Annotated in this window: 18 protein-coding genes; 3 read left to right on the top strand and 15 right to left on the bottom strand. The window is 57.9% G+C overall.

All coding sequences use genetic code 11. From position 1 onward, the window contains the following. Positions 1-21 precede the first annotated feature (21 nt). The 4 genes from TU82_RS07140 to TU82_RS07125 form a co-directional block, all read right to left on the bottom strand. On the bottom strand, positions 22-1224 hold the full coding sequence (locus TU82_RS07140) for a CaiB/BaiF CoA transferase family protein (protein WP_057722415.1): 1203 nt from the start codon (positions 1222-1224) through the stop codon (positions 22-24). Between the two features lie 19 nt (positions 1225-1243). After that, the gene (locus TU82_RS07135; RefSeq protein WP_057722414.1) at positions 1244-2407 is read right to left on the bottom strand and encodes an acyl-CoA dehydrogenase family protein; all 1164 of its coding nucleotides are present in this window, start codon (positions 2405-2407) and stop codon (positions 1244-1246) included. Positions 2408-2473: 66 nt separating this feature from the next. Continuing rightward, complete coding sequence (locus TU82_RS07130) at positions 2474-3070, bottom strand: thiamine pyrophosphate-dependent enzyme (protein ID WP_057722413.1); 597 nt, start codon at positions 3068-3070, stop codon at positions 2474-2476. Further along, positions 3058-3597 carry a thiamine pyrophosphate-binding protein gene (locus TU82_RS07125; protein ID WP_057722412.1) on the bottom strand — a complete coding sequence of 180 codons (540 nt, stop codon included), beginning with the start codon at positions 3595-3597 and terminating at the stop codon, positions 3058-3060. Before TU82_RS07125 ends, TU82_RS07130 begins: the two co-directional genes overlap by 13 nt. A 331-nt stretch (positions 3598-3928) precedes the next feature. On the opposite strand from TU82_RS07125, the gene TU82_RS07120 reads away from it, so the two are divergent. Together TU82_RS07120 and TU82_RS07115 are read left to right on the top strand one after the other, a co-directional pair. After that, positions 3929-4930 (top strand): threonine ammonia-lyase, encoded by a 1002-nt coding sequence (locus TU82_RS07120; RefSeq protein WP_072024041.1) that lies wholly within the window; start codon positions 3929-3931, stop codon positions 4928-4930. 26 nt (positions 4931-4956) lie between these two features. Continuing rightward, the gene (locus TU82_RS07115; protein WP_057722411.1) at positions 4957-5421 is read left to right on the top strand and encodes a RidA family protein; all 465 of its coding nucleotides are present in this window, start codon (positions 4957-4959) and stop codon (positions 5419-5421) included. Between the two features lie 52 nt (positions 5422-5473). On the opposite strand, the gene TU82_RS07110 is transcribed toward TU82_RS07115, so the two are convergent. From TU82_RS07110 to TU82_RS07065, 10 genes are all read right to left on the bottom strand, one after another. Continuing rightward, positions 5474-6208 (bottom strand): amino acid ABC transporter ATP-binding protein, encoded by a 735-nt coding sequence (locus TU82_RS07110; protein ID WP_057722410.1) that lies wholly within the window; start codon positions 6206-6208, stop codon positions 5474-5476. Beyond that, a complete protein-coding gene (locus TU82_RS07105) occupies positions 6205-6876 on the bottom strand; it encodes an amino acid ABC transporter permease (RefSeq protein WP_057722409.1) in 672 nt (223 codons plus the stop codon). The genes TU82_RS07110 and TU82_RS07105 overlap by 4 nt, the downstream gene beginning before the upstream one ends. Further along, on the bottom strand, positions 6876-7622 hold the full coding sequence (locus TU82_RS07100) for an amino acid ABC transporter permease (RefSeq protein WP_057722408.1): 747 nt from the start codon (positions 7620-7622) through the stop codon (positions 6876-6878). The genes TU82_RS07105 and TU82_RS07100 overlap by 1 nt, the downstream gene beginning before the upstream one ends. Positions 7623-7703: 81 nt before the next feature. Continuing rightward, complete coding sequence (locus tag TU82_RS07095) at positions 7704-8618, bottom strand: glutamate/aspartate ABC transporter substrate-binding protein (RefSeq protein ID WP_057722407.1); 915 nt, start codon at positions 8616-8618, stop codon at positions 7704-7706. 406 nt (positions 8619-9024) lie between these two features. Further along, entirely contained in the window at positions 9025-9687 is a 663-nt protein-coding gene (locus TU82_RS07090) for an RraA family protein (protein ID WP_057722406.1), read from the bottom strand. A 64-nt stretch (positions 9688-9751) separates the two neighbouring features. Beyond that, the gene (locus tag TU82_RS07085; RefSeq protein ID WP_173667468.1) at positions 9752-11098 is read right to left on the bottom strand and encodes an MFS transporter; all 1347 of its coding nucleotides are present in this window, start codon (positions 11096-11098) and stop codon (positions 9752-9754) included. A gap of 87 nt (positions 11099-11185) precedes the next feature. Continuing rightward, entirely contained in the window at positions 11186-11851 is a 666-nt protein-coding gene (locus TU82_RS07080) for an RraA family protein (RefSeq protein ID WP_057722405.1), read from the bottom strand. Between the two features lie 123 nt (positions 11852-11974). Next, positions 11975-12871, bottom strand: coding sequence for a LysR family transcriptional regulator (locus TU82_RS07075; protein WP_057722404.1), 897 nt, complete (start codon positions 12869-12871; stop codon positions 11975-11977). A 64-nt stretch (positions 12872-12935) separates the two neighbouring features. Further along, entirely contained in the window at positions 12936-14150 is a 1215-nt protein-coding gene (locus TU82_RS07070) for a pyridoxal phosphate-dependent aminotransferase (RefSeq protein ID WP_057722635.1), read from the bottom strand. Positions 14151-14173: 23 nt separating this feature from the next. Continuing rightward, positions 14174-14842 (bottom strand): RraA family protein, encoded by a 669-nt coding sequence (locus TU82_RS07065; protein ID WP_057722403.1) that lies wholly within the window; start codon positions 14840-14842, stop codon positions 14174-14176. A gap of 103 nt (positions 14843-14945) precedes the next feature. On the opposite strand from TU82_RS07065, the gene TU82_RS07060 reads away from it, so the two are divergent. Further along, complete coding sequence (locus tag TU82_RS07060; protein ID WP_057722402.1) at positions 14946-15839, top strand: LysR family transcriptional regulator; 894 nt, start codon at positions 14946-14948, stop codon at positions 15837-15839. 76 nt (positions 15840-15915) lie between these two features. On the opposite strand, the gene TU82_RS07055 is transcribed toward TU82_RS07060, so the two are convergent. Next, on the bottom strand, positions 15916-17292 hold the full coding sequence (locus tag TU82_RS07055; RefSeq protein WP_057722633.1) for an MFS family transporter: 1377 nt from the start codon (positions 17290-17292) through the stop codon (positions 15916-15918). Positions 17293-17356 lie beyond the last annotated feature (64 nt).

Raw genomic sequence — 17356 nt, 5'->3', positions numbered from 1 at the left:
GATAATCTGTGATGGCTGCAGTCAGATGGCCCCGGCGGAACGCATTTGTTCAATGCGATCCGTTCCCAGCCCCAGCTCCCTTAGCACCTGCTCTGTGTGTTGGCCAAGGCCCGGTACGGCATCCATACGAGGCTCGAACGCGCTGTTGCTGCCTGGCGGTATCAAGCTCGGGACGGTGCCGGCAGAGGTCTCGACTTCCCGCCAGCGATCACGGGCATGAAGTTGTGGATGGTTCCAAACCCCTTGCATGTCGTTGACCCGCGCGTTGGCGATCTGCGCATGTTCCAGCCGATCAAATACAGCATCGAAGTTTAGCGTGGAGAACGATTCAACGATCAGCGCGCGTAACGCATGACGGTTTTCGACGCGTTTGAAGTTGGCCGAGAAACGGTCGTCTTTCGCCAACTCGGGCGTCAGCAGCACCTTGTCGCAAAACAACTGCCACTCACGCTCGTTCTGCAAACCGAGCATCACGGTGGTGCCGTCACCGATGGGGAAAGGACCGTAGGGGTAAATGGTGGCGTGAGCGGCACCGGCGCGAGGTGGCGGGGGAGCGCCGTCGTAGGCGTAATACATCGGGTAGTTCATCCACTCGACCAGGCTTTCCAGCATCGACACATCGAGGTGGCTGCCTTCGCCAGTTCGTTCACGCAATAGCAGCGCAGACAGAATCCCGGTGTAGGCGTACATGCCGGCCGCGATGTCGGCGATTGAGCAGCCGGCCTTGGCCATTTCTTCCTCGCCCGGGCCGCCGGTGACCGACAGGAAGCCGCCTTCACTCTGGATCAGCAGGTCGTAGGCTTTCTTCTTCTCATAGGGGCCACCCGCGCCATAGCCTGAAATATCGCAAACGATCAGGCGGGGGAAACGCCGGTGTAACGCTTCGAACGACAGCCCCATCCGCGCGGCCGCTCCGGGCGCCAGGTTTTGCACGAGCACATCGGCGGTAGTCAGCAAACTGTCCAGTACGCTTTTGGCGCAGTCTTGTTTCAGGTCGAGGGTAATGCTTTCTTTTGAACGATTGGTCCAGACGAAGTGCGAGGCCAGGCCGTTGACACGTTGGTCATAACCTCTGGCGAAATCACCTGTGCCTGGACGTTCGACCTTGATCACCCGAGCGCCGAGGTCGGCCAGTTGTCGGGTGCAGAAGGGCGCTGCAATGGCGTGTTCAAGGCTGACGACGGTAATGCCATCGAGCGGACGGAGACCGTTGGGCTGGCTCATGATTTTTTCTCTCTTGTTATTAGAAAGAGCGCGGCAATTCGAGCAGGTGTTCGGCAACGTATGACAGGATCAGGTTGGTGGAAATGGGGGCAACCTGGTACAGGCGGGTTTCACGGAACTTGCGCTCCACGTCGTATTCGCAGGCGAACCCAAAGCCGCCGTGTGTTTGCAGGCAGGCGTTGGCGGCTTCCCAGGAAGCCTTGGCGGCCAGGTACTTGGCCATGTTCGCGCTGGCCCCGGCGTTCTTGCCGCTGTCGTATTCCTCGCAGGCCCGCCAGCGCATCAGGTCCGCCGCTTCTATTTCGATGTGGGCTTCGGCGATGGGGAACTGCACCCCTTGGTTCTGCCCGATCGGACGGCCGAACACCACGCGGTCACGCGCGTAGGCACTGGCCTTTTCGATAAACCAGCGACCATCGCCAATACATTCGGCGGCGATCAGTGTGCGTTCGGCGTTCAGCCCGTCAAGGATGTACCGGAAGCCTTTACCTTCCTCGCCAATCAGGCTGTCAGCGGGAATTTCCAAGTTGTCGAAGAACAGTTCGTTGGTTTCGTGATTGACCATGTTGGCGATCGGCTGCACGGTCATGCCATTGCCAATGGCCTCGCGCAGGTCGACCAGGAAGATCGACATGCCTTCGGATTTCTTCTTCACCTCGGCCAAGGGCGTAGTGCGGGCCAGCAGAATCATCAGGTCGGAATGCTGGATTCGCGAGATCCATACCTTCTGCCCGTTGATTACGTATTTGTCGCCGCGCTTGATCGCGATGGTCTTGATCTTGGTGGTGTCGGTGCCCGTGGTAGGTTCAGTGACGCCCATCGATTGCAGGCGCAATTCGCCGCTGGCGAGTTTCGGCAGGTAGTCGCTTTTCTGCGCCTCGCTGCCATGACGCAGCAGAGTGAACATGTTGTACATCTGCCCGTGAACGGTGCCGGAGTTACCGCCGCAGCGGTTCACTTCTTCGAGGATCACCGAGGCCTCTGCCAGCCCGAGGCCGGAACCACCATATTCGACAGGAATCATCGCGGCCAACCAGCCAGCGTCGGTCAGGGCCTTGACGAAGGTTTCCGGAAAGCCTTTTTCTTCGTCGACTTTGCGCCAGTAAGCAGCATCGAATTCAGCGCAAAGTGCGCGGACGCCCTCGCGAATGGCATTGAGTTCTTCAGAATTGCGGTCGGTCATTATTATTCTCCTCAACGCGTCACGCATGGCATCAGCCCTGCGTGATCAGGTTCGGGCAAAGAGCAATCAGATCGGGTTGAAACCCAAGGCGGCACGAAAGCGATTCTTGACGTAATGACCATCGCGCGGTGGCAGCACCCGTGGCGGGTTTTCCGCTTTGATCTTGATCGTCGCGAGCTTGACGCCATCGCGGGTCGCAAAGCGTTCGCGCAGATCATGTACGCCTTCCATGTCGCGGATTTCATCGGTCCAACTGAAGCCGCAAGCCTTAGCCACCTGGTCCAGGGAAATACCAAAACCGGCGTGGCTGACTTGCATGCCGGTTTCACCAAAGTGCCCGTTATCCAGTACGGCGATGGTCAGGTTGGCAGGCTTTTGCAGGGCGACCGTCGCCAGTGCACCGAAACCCATCAGCAACTCGCCGTCACCGGTGACCACCACCACCGACTTGTTCGGCTGCGCATTCGCCAGGCCCAGGCCCACCGTGATGGCGCTGCCCATGGCCGCCCAGAGGTAGTAATTCAGATCATTGTCACCGGCAGCCATGACGTCGTAGGACGCCGAACCGAGACCCGTCACGACCAGCACGTCTTTGCGGTCGGCCAGCAAGGCCTTGACCACTTCGCGGCGGCACAGGGTGTGGTTTGCGCTTACTTGACCCATTTCTTTTCTCCAATCAGGCGCTGGCCGAGCAGCAGGGCAGTGGACGAATCACCGTTAAAGGCCATGGTCGCGGCACCGTGCAGCAGCGGGGCGACATCTTCCGGGACATCCGCCCGCCAGGTCATGACTTTCATCAGATTCAGGGACGCTTCGGTGGCCTGGCCCATCGGGTTCTGCCAGGCGTTGAACTCGGCCCAGTCGCCGCGCATGGTGACCACCATCAACAGCGGAAAGCCGGCGCAGACTTGGAGCGCGAGGGTGTTGATGCAGTTACCGACACCACTGGATTGCATCAGGAGTGCACCGCGCTCGCCGCCAAGCCAGGCGCCGGCCAGGTAGCCGATGCCTTCTTCTTCGGTAGTGAGTACGACTGCCTTGGTGTCCGGGTCGGCATACGACATGCGGATGGCCGCCGAGTGACCGGCGTCGGGTACGAAGACCACGTGTTTGACGTCGTGGGCCTTGAGGACGCGGAACACGTCCTCCTGCCAATCCTGCCCTGCGGTTTGTTCAGCTTCTGTTGACATGCCTATCTCCCAAGCAGTGCTGCTTTTGTGTTTTCACACATTCTGGGAGCGTGGAAAGCGAACGACGACTACCGTTTTTGTCTATTAGATATGCTTCATCGCTATAGCTGGGCCGTGAATATATTTGGAATGCCGATATTCCATAACAAGGTTGGATAGCAGGACGGCGGATAGAAAACCGGCATATCAGCTATGCCTTTTTAGTGTGTATGGGGCAGTGAGCCGCTGGGGTAACGTGCTTCTGGTGTCTGCCTGATTTTTCTTGCCGGTAGCGGCCACTTGCTCACCACTTGTTTATGCCTTGATCACCGGTATCCGCTGGAGGAATGAAATGACAATATTTAGTCTGGACCTGATAAGGGCGGCGGCAGGGCAGCTGTCTTCTCACATAATAAAGACACCTTTGCTCAGCTCGCCGGCCCTGGATTCCCTGGTCGGTGCCAATGTATATGTCAAAGCGGAATGTTTGCAAAAGACGGGGGCGTTCAAGATTCGTGGCGCACTGTTCAAGATGATGTCGCTCACACCTCAACAGCAAAAGAATGGAGTCATTACTTACTCCGCCGGCAACCATGGAAATGCAGTGTCCGCAGCGTCCCAAGTGCTGCGTTGTTCAGCCGTTATCGTCATGCCAAGCGACGCTCCCAGAATAAAACAGGATAACTGCCGTTGGTGGGGAGCAGAAATAGTGTTGTATGACAAGCATACTCAAGATCGAGAGGCGGTAGCGGCAAAGCTCATCGCAGAGAGAGGCCTCACTTTTATTCCTCCTTTTGATGATCACCTTGTAATGGCCGGACAGGGCACCATTGGAATCGAGATTACCGATCAACTTAAAGCGTTGGGTAAAGCGCCGGACTCCTTAATTTTAGGCTGTAGTGGTGGTGGCCTCGCTGCGGGTGTAATCACAGTCATCAATAGCCGGTATCCGATGACTCAATGCTATTTGACGGAAGCGCAAGGCTATGAAAAGTGGGCGTTGTCCCTTGAAAGTGGACGGCCTGAAAAGCTGAAAACCTTGTCGCCTACAATCATTGATGGCATTGCCGGCCCGTCTGTTGGAGCCAAACCGTTTGAAGTGTTGAGAACAAAAAAACTTAACTGCACCGTTGCTGCCGAACATGATGTATTCGTGGCGATGAGCGCGGCGTTCCGTCATCTGAAAGTGGTTGTAGAGCCAGGCGGTGCGGCTGCCCTTGGCGTCCTGATCCGAGAAAAGGAAAAGTTTCGTGGTCAGAATGTCGTCGTCGTATGTTCAGGAGGTAATGTCGATCCTGATATGTTCACCAAGGCTCTAGATCTTGGGTGGGCTGCTTCCACTGTAGGTCAATAGTTTTATAAAGAATCGCGGAGAATTAAATGGATGACGTGCTGCTTCGAATGAAAGAATTGGGCCTGCAGTTGCCAGCGCTCAATGTAAAGGGTGGAAACTATAATCTGTATACAGTGCAGGGAGATCTGCTCTTTGTATCAGGCCAGGTATGTTTGAAGGACAATGTTTTACACTGCAAAGGGACGGTGGGCGTTGATCTCTCAATAGAAGAAGCTCAAGAGGCTGCGTCTCTCTGCGCGCTGAACCTGCTTGCAATCGTCAATCTGGCTTGCCAAGGGGATTTTAGTACAGTGCGGGTTTTGAAAGTAAATGGGTTTATAAAGTGCCTTCCAGACTTCGAACAGCAGGCCAAGGTGCTGGACGGTGCGTCCAATCTACTGGTCTCGGTTTTTGGCGAGGAACGCGGCAAGCATGCTCGTGCCGCGGTGGGTGTTGCGGCATTGCCCCGTGGTGCCCCTGTGGAAGTCGAAGCGGTATTTGCATTGCGCTAGCGGCTGGATGTTGTGATCGCCGCCCTGTATCGGGCGGCTTGTTAGCAAGGGCTTAATGATGCAGGATTTTGCCTAAAAACTGCTGCGCCCGTTCAGATCGCGCGCTGATGTTGCCGAAGAATTCCTCTTTGGGGCAGTCTTCGATGATCTGGCCTTGGTCCATGAAGATTACCCGGTTCGCCACTTTGCGGGCGAAACCCATTTCGTGCGTCACGCACATCATGGTCATGCCTTCCTGGGCCAGTTGCACCATGACGTCCAGCACTTCGTTGACCATTTCAGGATCCAGTGCCGAAGTCGGTTCGTCGAACAACATGACGATGGGATCCATCGCCAGCGCGCGGGCAATCGCTACACGCTGCTGCTGTCCGCCGGATAACTGGCCTGGATGCTTTTCAGCATGGGTGGCGAGCCCGACTCGATCGAGCAGTTGCAAGCCTTTCCTGGTGGCTTCTTCCTTGCTGCGGCCCAGCACTTTGATTTGCGCGATAACCAGGTTTTCGATGATGGTCAGGTGCGCAAACAGTTCAAAATGCTGGAACACCATGCCAACGCGCGAACGCAGCATTGGCAGGTTGGTCTTCGGACAGTTGATGGAAGTACCATCGACGGTAATATCGCCTTTCTGAAAGGCTTCCAGCGCATTAACGCATTTGATCAACGTGGACTTGCCTGACCCCGACGGACCGCAAACCACCACCACCTCACCTTGCTTGACCTGCGTGCTGCATTTGGTAAGCACCTGGAAGTTTCCATACCATTTGTCGACATTTTTTATAGAGATCATACCGCGAACCTTTTTTGCAGACGCTTGACCAGCAGTGAGGTGGCAAAGCTGATAGTGAAATACACGAGGCCGGCAACGATCAGGAATTCATTGGCGCGGCCGATAATGTCGCCACTCGAACGAGAGGCATTGAGGAAGTCCACCAAGCCGACGGTGTAAACCAGCGAGGTGTCCTGAAACAGAATGATGCTTTGCTGCAACAGCAACGGGGTCATCTTACGGAACGCCTGCGGCAGGATAATCAGGCGCATGGTCTGGTCGTAACGCATGCCCAACGCCTGAGCGGCGCTCATCTGGCCCTTTGGAATCGCCTGTACACCCGCGCGGACGATCTCGCAGAAATACGCGGCTTCGAACATCATGAAAGCCACGACACACGAGGTGAACGCACCGATCGGGGTGTCTTCGCCAGTGACCCAGCGCAGCGCGAACGGAACAGCCAGGTAAAACCACGTGATCACCAAGAGCAAGGGGATTGAGCGGAAGTAGTCCACGTAGGTGCTGGCGATGCGCGACAACCATTTGCTGTGGGACAGGCGCATCAACGCCAGGATCGTACCGAGGATGATTCCGCCAGCGACGCCCATGGCCATCAACCGCAAGGTCATGACCATGCCGTTCCACAGACCGGGTAGGGCAGACGTGATGCCGCTGAAATCGAGTTCCATCATTTGCCTCCTATTGAAATCAGCCCGGGCACGGCGACTTTCTTCTCGATTCTGCGCATCAACTGCATAAGGCCCATGTTCAGAACGAAATAGATCAGCGTCGCCAGGGTGAAGGCTTCAAATAGGCTGGCGCTGAATTCAGCTGTTTGCTTGGTTTGCGCCAGCAGCTCCATCAGGCCAATCAGGGACGCCACCGAAGAGTTCTTGAACACAGCCAGGAATTCGGTGGTCAGCGGTGGAATGATGACCCGGTAAGCCTGGGGCAGCAGCACGTTCCAGTAGATCTGCGGCAGCTTGAAGCCCATCGCACGCGCGGCGGACTCTTGGCCCGGTGGCAGCGCCTGGATGCCTGTACGAACTTGTTCACACACCCGAGCGGCGGTGAAAAGACCGAGGCATACGACGACACTCAGATAGGCCGAGGTAGTTGGGTTAAGGTCCTGTTTGTACCATTGCTGCAGGTGCTCAGGCAGTAAGTCGGGTATCAGGAAATACCAGATAAACAGCTGAACCAGTAATGGGACGTTTCGGAACACTTCCACATACAGGCTGGCGATGCTCGACACGATTCTACTTGGCACGGTCCGCATAACACCGAGTACCGAACCCAATAGCAGGGCTATCATCCAGGCCACTATGGCAATAGCAATGGTCCAGCCCAGGCCTGTAATAAACCAATCTAAATATATTTCATGTCCCACGCCGGTGGACTTGAAAAATACGCCCCAATCCCAGTTGTAATTCATGGAAATGCCTTCCGAACAATAGTGACGTGCATGCAGTTGCCTCATGTCCGCGCGTGGCGGACATGAGAGCGCGGGGAATGGCTAAAGCGTTTTTTCAGACGCTGGCTTGTCGGCAGGGTTGGCAATGAGTTCTTTGAGTGCAGGACTCATGGGGAAGTTAAGGTTCAGACCTTTTGGGGGGATGGGCTGCTTGAACCATTTGTCGTAGATAACGTTGATGTCGCCCGAGGTAAAAACAGCCTTGATAGCGCCATCCACTACTTTTTTGAACGGCTCGTCGCCCTTGCGCATCATACAACCGTATATATCTTGTGATTGGGCAGTGCCTGTGACTGCCCATTCATCCGGGTTTCTGGCTTTTGCCCGCTCACCGGCCAACAGGGCATCGTCCTGCATGAATGCGACGGCACGACCGGTCTCCAGCATTTGGAACGACTCACCAATGTCTTTGCCCGAGATGATGTTCATGTTCATCTGCTTGTCAGCATTCATCGCCCTGAGCAGCCGCTCGGAGGTACCCCCCGCCGTGGTGACCACGTTTTTGCCTTTGAGCTGTTCAAAGTCCTGGTACTCCGAATCCTTCTTGGACAGCAGGCGGGTGCTTACTTCAAATATCCCTATGGAAAAGGCAACCTGTTGTGCGCGCTCAGCGTTGTTTGTCGTCGAGCCACATTCCAGGTCCACTGTGCCATTCTGAACCAATGGGATACGGTTCTGCGCGGTAATCAGGTTGTAATTCACTTTCAGGTTGGGGATGTCTAGTGCTTTCTTGATGGACTCAATAATCTGAAGTTGGATGTCTTGGGAATAACCGACCGGCATCCCGGAGGCGTCCGCGATGTAGGAAAAGGGTATAGATGAGTCGCGGTGGCCAACGGTGATAGTGCCAGACTCTTTGATTTTTTTAAGCGTGCCGGTGAGTTCTGCAGCCATTAATGAAGGGCTGATGAGTGTTACTGCAAGTGCGATACTCAACATCGTCGGAAAGGCGCGCATCAGAAAATCCTCAAATTAGTTAAACGGGATCTTTTCGAACCCCTGCATCAGAGAGCGCGGCCTTTGGACTCAGCCGAATTCGCTAATGTCGATTCTGTTTAATGTTTGGCAGGCTTTAATGATGTGAGCGAAACGCTGATTGAGGCCGCTGGGGTATTTATTCAACGTGGTCATCGCCGTGTCCTATTGTTGTTGTTTTGACATATGACGGATTCAGGCTACCACTGCCAGGCAGGACGTGACATGGGCCCTAAGGGATATCAGCTATAGCCATCCGCTATAGCTTGTAACTGCGGGAATTGGAAAGTGATGCCTTGAATAGGCCGGCAAAAAAAAGCCCTCACATTGCACTGTCGTGGGCAGGCTGTGAGGGCAAAGGGAAAGGGATGTCAGGCGGACGGGACGATCAGGATTTGCGTTGCAGGGTGTGGTAACCCAACAGATCCCTGGCTTCCCTGAGGGATTTGCCCTCGGCGATCAGTTCACGAATACGGCTCTCCACCGTTTCAATCGAGCGGGCACACGCCGCCACCTCGCGGGCCCGGTTTCGGGGAACGACCACCACGCCGTTGGCGTCGGCGACCACGATGTCCCTGGCGCAGACCCGGGCCTGGCCGATGGAGACCGGCTGATTGACCGAGGCGACTTCGACCCGGTCCTTGCCGGTGCGCATGAACCGGCCTTTGCTGAACAGGGGATACCCGTCGCCCAATGCCTTGCTGACGTCCCGGCACACGCCGTCGATCACCGTCGCGGCGATGCGTTTGCTGCCGGCATATTGGGTCATGATGTCGCCCCAGACCGTACAGTCGGTGCGCCCGTCGTTGTCGATGACCACGACATCGCCTTCGGCGACATCATCGATAAAGTCGCCGACCGTTCCCGGCGGGCAGCTGGCGCTGACGTAGCGCACGGTGAATGCCGGGCCGATCACCACCTGACGGTAGTTATCCAGCGGCATGACCCCGAGGCATTGTCCGGGCAGATCGAGTTTATCCAGGGCGTCGGACACACCGGGCGTATCCAGGCCTTCAAACAGGGCAACCAGTTCCTGGTCTTCGGGAGACATAAAAATTCCTCTTGTTCTTCAAATTAGCGCAGCGCAAGGCGCTGCGCACGGGTGGTTGGATGCGTCAATCGGCACGGGCGGCGGCGGGCCTTGGCTCGGCGATGGTCAGCAGGATGATGAAGCTGATGAACGAGCCGATCGCCAGCCAGGCGAACACGTAGTTCCAACCATAGTTGTCCAGCAACAGGCCGGTAATGAACGGCGTCGCGGCCGCGCCCAGTTGCCCGATCATGTTCACCACGGCGTTGGAAATGGGGAACGTTTTCTTGGTGGTAAGCCCCATCGGGTAAACCATATAGGAGGAAAACCCGAGGCTGAGGGCCATGCCGGTCAGCATCAGCAGCAACCCATAGGGCAGGGGCTCGGCGGGGGAGTTGATCAGCAGGTACATCATCACCGAGGTGCCCAGCGCCGACAGGAGCATGCCGGGTTTGCGCCGACCGCCCATGAACCGGTCCGAGCAGAGGCCTCCGAGCAGGTTGCCCAGCACGGCGCCCACCCACGGTGCGGCCGACACCAATCCCATGTTCATGATCGAAAACTGCTTTACAGTCATCAGGTAGGTTGGAATCCAGGCCAGCAGCACGCTCGAGACACCGAGCTGGAAACAATAGCTGGTGGCGCAGCCCCAGATATTCCACGACTTGAACACCTGCCGGTTGGTTTCAAGGGCAACCACATCACGGGTGCGAATGAACCGATCGAGTTTCTTGACCCACGCCGGCGGTTCCGGTGGCCGCACGGCCTCGGCGGCCTGGGCAACGGGTTTGTCGTCAGCGATGTAGTTGAGTTCGGCTTCGTTGACGAAGCGACTGCGCGATGGATGGTCCGCCACCATCAAGTACCAGACCACGGCGAGAACGATGCCCGGTATGGCGAAGAAGTAGAAGATCTCTCGCCAGCCCCAGACCGAAATGATCACTGCGCAAAGTGGCGGCACGATCACCGGGCCGAATTTGACGGCAGACAGGAAGATGCCCGACGCCGTGCCTTTTTCCCGTGGTGGGAACCAGTTGTTGATAGTCGTCGTCATGCTGATGGGCAACGGACCTTCGGCCAGGCCGAGGCCCAGGCGATACAGTTTCAACGCCAGCAACGAGCCTGCGGTGCCGACCAGCCCGGTCATCATGGACGTCAGTATCATCGCCCCCGGGAGAATTTTGCTGACGCCAAACCGTCCGAAAGCGAAACCGGAGGGAATCTGCGCCATCGCATAAGCCAGCAGGAACAGGCTCATCAAGCCGCCCGCTTCGGCGTTGCTCATCTCGAATTCTTTACGAATGAAGGGCAACGCCACGCCGAGGTTGGCACGGTCGGCGGCGGCAATGGTGTAGATCAGGAAAATCAGCGTGGCAACGACCCAGCGGTATCTGCTGCGCACCGCAGGCTTCAAGACTTCGGGCATGGACATGGAAGCGGACCTTGTTTTTATCGGTTGTCTGGTCAAGCGGTTCGTGGTGCGGCTGGGGTCATTGCCAGCGCACCGATAAACCGGGCGTCAGTTCGCCAGCCCGGCTTTTTCCAGCACCCTGTCCAACCAGGACTGATCGATCGCCCCGGTGGCGATTTCGGCTTTGACTTCCTGTTCATGGGCGTCGTGTTCGTGGGCCTTGCGCAGGAGCTCCTCGGCGACGTCTGGCGAAAACGCCACCAGGCCGTCTTCATCGCCGACCAGGATGTCGCCGGGGTTGACGATCATCCCCCCGATCGAGACCGGCACGTTGATCTCGCCGGGGCCGCTTTTGTAAGGGCCGCAATGCACCACGCTGCGCGCATAGCAAGGGGTGTCCTGGAAGCTGGCGACGTCGCGAATAGCACCGTCGACGACGAAGCCGACACAGCCGCGTTGCTGCGCGTAGAGCTTGATCAGCTCACCGATCACGGCGTTGGTGGCGTCTCCCTGGGCGTCGATCACCAGCACATGGCCCGGTTCGATCAGGGTCAATGCCTTGTAGATGTACAGGTTGTCGCCAGGGCGGGTTTTCACCGTGAGCGCGGTGCCCACCAGCTTGCCGGTGAGGTTGTAGCGCGTCAGGCCCCGGGCGCCGATGTGGCGTCCCAGGTTGTCGCTGATATGGGGCGTGACAACCGATCGGAATGCGTCCAGCAAGGAGCCCGGAGCCTGGGGCGGAGAAGGGTGGATGCGTGAACCGGGCAATGACATGGCGACCTCACTTACGAATAACCCTGGCGGGCGATAAGCGCATCTTAAGAAAGGTCGTTGGCCAGGATTAGCGATATTTATCTATGCAACCCCATCACTTTTTTTCTCCTTTCGGGTGCGGGATTACCAGACCATCTTGCTGAAATCACAGCGCTCGGCGGCCAGGCGCGCGACCTCGACGCTCAAGCCCTGGAGCCGGTCGGCACGGTGTGCGGCGATGTAGTGGATCGGCGGCAATGCGGGCTCGGTTTCGATCACCTGCAGCCGTCCCTGGTCGACCAGCGGCGAGAGGCATTGGCGAGGTAAATAGCTGATCCCGACGCCCGAGAGGGTCAAGCCCAACTGGGCGATCAGGTAGTTGCTCTTGAGGGTACGGTTCAGGCGCACGTCGTTCTGGGCGAGCCAGCGATCGTAGATCAATCCCGTGCCGGAGCTGCCGCCTTGGGTGAGCACGGTGTACGACGACAGGGTCTGCATGTTCACGCTGGCGTTGCCCTGATGCAGCGAGGGCGCGCACATCCAGGCATTTTCCACCGAGCTGAGGGCGGTGCTGACAAAACGTGCGTCGGCGAAAATGTCAGGCACGATAATCAGGTCGAGCTGATCGTTCTCCAGCTTGGCCACCAGTTCAGTGCTGAGCTCCACCGAAGGTTCCAGCACCACTTTCGGGTAGGCGCTGCGAATGGCTTCGATCAGCGCCGGCAACCAAGTGATGGCGGTCAATTCGGTCACGCCGATACGAAAGCGCCTGACCAGCACTTCCCTGGCGCTGATGCGCTCAAGCAGAAAGTCGCGCTGGCGCAGGATCTGCGACGCTTCCTCGAACAGCTCGGCGCCTTTCTCGGTGAGTCGGGCGCTGCGCCTGGAACGGTCGAAGATGGGCATGTCGAACACTTCTTCCAGTTCCTGGATACGCTTGGAGATGGCCGACTGGGACATGTTCAGCTTCATGGCCGCCGACTCGAAATTGCCCAGTTCGACGATCCAATAAATGGCTTCCAGTTGTTTGAAGGTAATCATGCGCAGTCAGACCCGGTAGGAAGTGATTCGATGCCGATCCGCCGAGTCTGTTCGTCCGGCCCGGTCAGCGCAAGGCCTCGCAAAAGCGCCGGATTGCCTCGCAGGCCTGGCGCAAGGAAGCATCATCCAAGGCGTAGGCGATGCGAAGGTAAGGGCCGAGGCCGAACGCGCTGCCATGGACCACCGCCACGTTCGCTTCATCGAGCAAGGCGTGGGCGACGTCCTCATCGGTGAGCAACCGCCGTCCTGCAGGCGAGGTGCGACCCATCACGCCGGCGCAGGAGGCGAACGCATAAAACGCGCCGCCAGGGCTGGCGCATTCCAGGCCCGGCGTGGCATTGAGCAGCGCGACCATCATGTCGCGACGCGCCTGGAACGCGGCGCGGCTGTGCTGAATGAAATCCTTCGGCCCGGTCAGCGCGGCCAGTGCCGCTTGCTGGGAAATGGAGCAGGCCCCCGAGGTTTGCTGGCCCTGAAGCTTCTCCATGGCTTGCAGCAGCCAGCGCGGCCCGGTGGCAAAACCGATACGCCAGCCGGTCATGGCGTAGGCTTTGGAAACGCCGTTCATGGTCAGGGTTCGCGGGGCCAGTCGCGGTTCCACCGCTGCCAGCGTATGAAAGACCTGATCGTCGAAGATCAGGTGCTCATAGATGTCATCCGCCAGTATCAGCACGTGGGGATGGGCCAGTAGCACGTGCGCCAAGGCGAGCAACTCGTCGCGGCTGTACACGGCCCCGGTCGGGTTGGACGGTGAATTGAGGAGCAGCCATCGCGTCTTCGGCGTGATCGCCTCGGCCAATGCCGCAGGCGTCAGCTTGAAGCCGCTGTCGGCGTGGCACGTCACGATCCGCGGCTCGCCACCGCACAACTGGACCATTTCGGGATAACTGACCCAATAGGGCGCCGGCACGATGACTTGATCGCCCTCGTCCAGCGTTGCGGCCAGCGCGTTGTAGATCACCTGCTTGCCGCCGTTGCAGACCAGGGTGTCTTGCCAGTCAACGTCCAAGCCATTTTCGTGGCGAAACTTGGCGGCCACCGCTTCACGCAATGAGCGCACGCCGGCCACCTGGGTGTAGCGCGTGTGGCCTTGCTCAATTGCCTTGATCGCCGCTTGGCGAATGTGCCCTGGCGTATCGAAATCCGGCTCGCCGGCGCACAGGGAGATAATGTTCGCGCCGTGCGTCCGGCGTTCCGCCACCCGATCCATGATGCGGTAGGTCGCCGAAGGCTGGGCACTCGCCAGGCGTGGGTTCAAGCGTTGGATCTCAATGTTCACGTCGACGGCCTCGTTTGTGACATTCATTGTGCGTGCTCCACCTGGATGGCTTCGAACTGGCTGTCATGCATGACCTCGGCGACCGAGCGGCCGCCGCGGACGGCCTCGACCATACCGTCCTGCCGGCGGGCGATGCGTTCGCCCAGGTCGAGCACTTTTTCGATATGGGCCTGGGGCACGAAGACGGTCCCGCAACTGTCGGCGATGACAAAGTCGTCCTCGCTGACAGACACGCCGGCGATGTCCAGGGTCACGGCCGAATCGATCTGGATGACCCGATTGCGCGCGCTGACCATGGTCACGCCCCGGCCATACACCGGGTACCCAATCGCCGCGCTGCCGTCGATGTCACGGCTGTAGCCATCGATCACCGTGCCGCGTATCTGCTTGCCCACCGCCGCGTTGGCGAGGATGTCGCCCCAGCAGGACACGCCGTCAAGCCCGCCGGCGATCACCAGCACCCGATCATCGCTGTCGATCCGTTCGATAACCGGGGTGATCAGGTGCACCGTCGCGGCGTTGTCGGTCTTTGCCGCCAGCAGCACGGTGCTGGCGCGGCCGACGATTTTCGGGCAGTTCCAGAGCGGGCGCAGCCCGACGGCGGCGCCGGGCAAACCGAGGAAATCGAGTGCATCGGACACGGTGTTGGTGTCGAGCAATGCCAGGCGTTGGAGTAAATGAGCTTGATTCATGGAGGAGCCCCTTGATAGCGGAGGCGCCCAGTGTCAGCGAGAGGATTTGATAGGTATATTACGAATCACGGATGTATTACATACGTTGAACCTATGGTATTCCATGATCAATTTTCGCCTGATTCGTCATCTGTGGTTGTTTCTGGCGGTGGCCGAGGAACAGAATTTCGGCCGCGCCGCCAAACGCCTTGGCATGTCGCAGCCACCGTTGAGCGAGCAAATCCAGATCCTTGAACAGGCACTCAAAGTCACGCTGTTCGAACGTTCGCGCCGTGGTGCCAGGTTGACCCCGGTCGGCGCTGCGATTCTGCCAGCCGTGCGCAAATTTGCCGACCAACTGCAGCGTTTGGAGCTCGCGGTGGAAGAGGCGGTGGCGGGGCAGTCCGGAATGCTGACCATCGGCGCAATTTCCACGGCCATGTTCGATGTTCTGCCTGGCGTGATCGACCAACTGAAAACCCAGTATCCGCAGCTCACCGTATCCGTTCGGGAAATCGACAGCGTCGAGGCGATTCCGGCACTGGAGGCGGGAGAAATCGATCTGGCCTTTGCTCGCCTCGACGGTGACTTTGGTGCTTCGATCCAGTCATTTGCGTTAACGGAGGATCGCCTGATGGTCGCGCTGCCCGTCGATCATCCACTGGCGTCACGCAAGCGAATCAGCCTGGCCAGCCTGGCTACCGAACCGTTAGTGATGTTTTCTCGCAACGTCAGCCCGGTGTATTTCGACAATCTGATTGCCACCTGCCGCGCCAGCGGATTTTCTCCGCGGGTCCTGCACGAAGTCCGTTCGGTGGCATCGCAAATCGCGTTCGTCAGTTGCGGCCAGGGTATTGCGTTGGTACCGGCATCGATGAAGAAACTGGCGCCCAGCAACGTGGTATTGCGCCCGCTGAGCCAGACGCTCAATGTCGTCACGACTGCCGTGGCCTGGAATACACTGCGTCCGAATCCGCTGGTGGAAGCGTTGGTCAACCAGTTGAAAGCCAGGGGGTGATACGTTGGGCCTATGGAAGCGCTCCGGGACAAGGAAACTCCAGCGGGCTGCAATGGGCCCATATCGTGCTGTTTAATCAGATTCTCGCCACGTGCCTCTTCGCGTAGCACCTCAAACCGGTGCGCTCTTCGATTTCGCCTGATCCGCTGATGTAGCCGTATCGGGACAGGTTTGGCATCAGCATTGCCGCAATGAAAGTGATGGTCACAACGGCGGCGACGTAGAAGAAAAAATACTCTTCAATCCCTTGGGCGCGTAGCGACAGTGCCACGTATTCGGCGGTGCCACCAAACGCCGCATTACCCACTGCATATGGAAACCCGACGCCCAGTGCGCGAACGGCGGGAGGGAACAGCTCTGCTTTGACGATACCGGCGATGGGTGTGTAAAGCGAAGCGATAGCCAGGCCGCCAAACACCAATAGAAACGCAGTGAATGGGCTGCTGACCGTTTTCAATGCATACAGCAGCGGGATGACGAGCAGCAGGGCCAACCCCGAAAACATCAGCATATGCGCTTTGATGCCCACACGGTCGGCGAGCAGACCGAAAATCGGCTGGCAGAACATGAAGCCGACCAACGCAGCGGTCATGATGAAACTCACCGTCTCCGGACTGAAGCCTGCCGAGATCACCAGAAATTTCTGCATGTACGTGGTGAACGTATAGAAATACAGCGATCCACCAATCGTAAACGCCACCACCAACGCAACTGCGCGCTTGTGTTTGAACATGCCGCGCAGCGAGCCGGCGTCCTTGCGCTTCATGTCTTTCTGGCTGGCGGTTTCATGCATGGCTCGACGCAGGTAGACCACAACGATCGAGCTCAGCGCACCGATGAAAAACGGAATGCGCCAGCCCCATTGGCGTAACTCATCCCCTGTGAGGGTTTGCTGGAGGATAACCACGGTCATCAGGGCCAGCAATTGCCCGGCGATAATGGTGAAGTATTGAAAGGAACCATAAAAGCAGCGTCGGCCGGGTGTCGCAATCTCACTGATATAGGTGGCGCCAGTGCCGTACTCAGCCCCTACGGAAAGGCCCTGAATCAACCTGGCGATTACGAGCAGTATCGGGGCCGCAACCCCGATGGTTTCGTAGGTTGGCATGATCGCAATCAGCAAGGAGCCCGCGCACATCATGAACACCGAGATGACCATTGATACTTTGCGTCCACGAGTGTCGGCAATCCAGCCAAAGATCCAGCCACCGAGCGGACGCATGAAAAAGCCGACCGCGAATACGCCCGCCGTAGCGAGCAGTTGGCTGGTAGTGTTCCCTTTGGGAAAAAACGAAGCGGCGAAGTAAATGGCGGTGTAGGCGTAAATGAAAAAATCATACCACTCCACTAGATTGCCGGAGCAGGCGCCCATGATGGCTTTGACACGATTGGGCGCTTCTTCCTGATTGCTCATGGTGGTTTGGTGTGTGGTTTTTGAATTTGTTGCGGACATGATGTTCACCCTTTCTTCAAAGCAAGGCGATACGAGGAACGCGCTGATGCGTGTCCGACGTGAC

The organism is Pseudomonas orientalis (genome assembly GCF_001439815.1).
Classification (GTDB): Bacteria; Pseudomonadota; Gammaproteobacteria; order Pseudomonadales; family Pseudomonadaceae; genus Aquipseudomonas; species Aquipseudomonas orientalis.
This window is presented reverse-complemented; position numbering and strand designations above follow the sequence as displayed.

What these genes read in the sequence shown, in the direction of transcription:
- TU82_RS07140 (WP_057722415.1), bottom strand. Translation starts at nt 1,224, where the DNA reads ATGAGCCAGCCCAACGGTCTCCGTCCGCTCGATGGCATTACCGTCGTC.
- TU82_RS07135 (WP_057722414.1), bottom strand. Translation starts at nt 2,407, where the DNA reads ATGACCGACCGCAATTCTGAAGAACTCAATGCCATTCGCGAGGGCGTC.
- TU82_RS07130 (WP_057722413.1), bottom strand. Translation starts at nt 3,070, where the DNA reads ATGGGTCAAGTAAGCGCAAACCACACCCTGTGCCGCCGCGAAGTGGTC.
- TU82_RS07125 (WP_057722412.1), bottom strand. Translation starts at nt 3,597, where the DNA reads ATGTCAACAGAAGCTGAACAAACCGCAGGGCAGGATTGGCAGGAGGAC.
- TU82_RS07120 (WP_072024041.1), top strand. Translation starts at nt 3,929, where the DNA reads ATGACAATATTTAGTCTGGACCTGATAAGGGCGGCGGCAGGGCAGCTG.
- TU82_RS07115 (WP_057722411.1), top strand. Translation starts at nt 4,957, where the DNA reads ATGGATGACGTGCTGCTTCGAATGAAAGAATTGGGCCTGCAGTTGCCA.
- TU82_RS07110 (WP_057722410.1), bottom strand. Translation starts at nt 6,208, where the DNA reads ATGATCTCTATAAAAAATGTCGACAAATGGTATGGAAACTTCCAGGTG.
- TU82_RS07105 (WP_057722409.1), bottom strand. Translation starts at nt 6,876, where the DNA reads ATGGAACTCGATTTCAGCGGCATCACGTCTGCCCTACCCGGTCTGTGG.
- TU82_RS07100 (WP_057722408.1), bottom strand. Translation starts at nt 7,622, where the DNA reads ATGAATTACAACTGGGATTGGGGCGTATTTTTCAAGTCCACCGGCGTG.
- TU82_RS07095 (WP_057722407.1), bottom strand. Translation starts at nt 8,618, where the DNA reads ATGCGCGCCTTTCCGACGATGTTGAGTATCGCACTTGCAGTAACACTC.
- TU82_RS07090 (WP_057722406.1), bottom strand. Translation starts at nt 9,687, where the DNA reads ATGTCTCCCGAAGACCAGGAACTGGTTGCCCTGTTTGAAGGCCTGGAT.
- TU82_RS07085 (WP_173667468.1), bottom strand. Translation starts at nt 11,098, where the DNA reads ATGTCCATGCCCGAAGTCTTGAAGCCTGCGGTGCGCAGCAGATACCGC.
- TU82_RS07080 (WP_057722405.1), bottom strand. Translation starts at nt 11,851, where the DNA reads ATGTCATTGCCCGGTTCACGCATCCACCCTTCTCCGCCCCAGGCTCCG.
- TU82_RS07075 (WP_057722404.1), bottom strand. Translation starts at nt 12,871, where the DNA reads ATGATTACCTTCAAACAACTGGAAGCCATTTATTGGATCGTCGAACTG.
- TU82_RS07065 (WP_057722403.1), bottom strand. Translation starts at nt 14,842, where the DNA reads ATGAATCAAGCTCATTTACTCCAACGCCTGGCATTGCTCGACACCAAC.
- TU82_RS07060 (WP_057722402.1), top strand. Translation starts at nt 14,946, where the DNA reads ATGATCAATTTTCGCCTGATTCGTCATCTGTGGTTGTTTCTGGCGGTG.
- TU82_RS07055 (WP_057722633.1), bottom strand. Translation starts at nt 17,292, where the DNA reads ATGTCCGCAACAAATTCAAAAACCACACACCAAACCACCATGAGCAAT.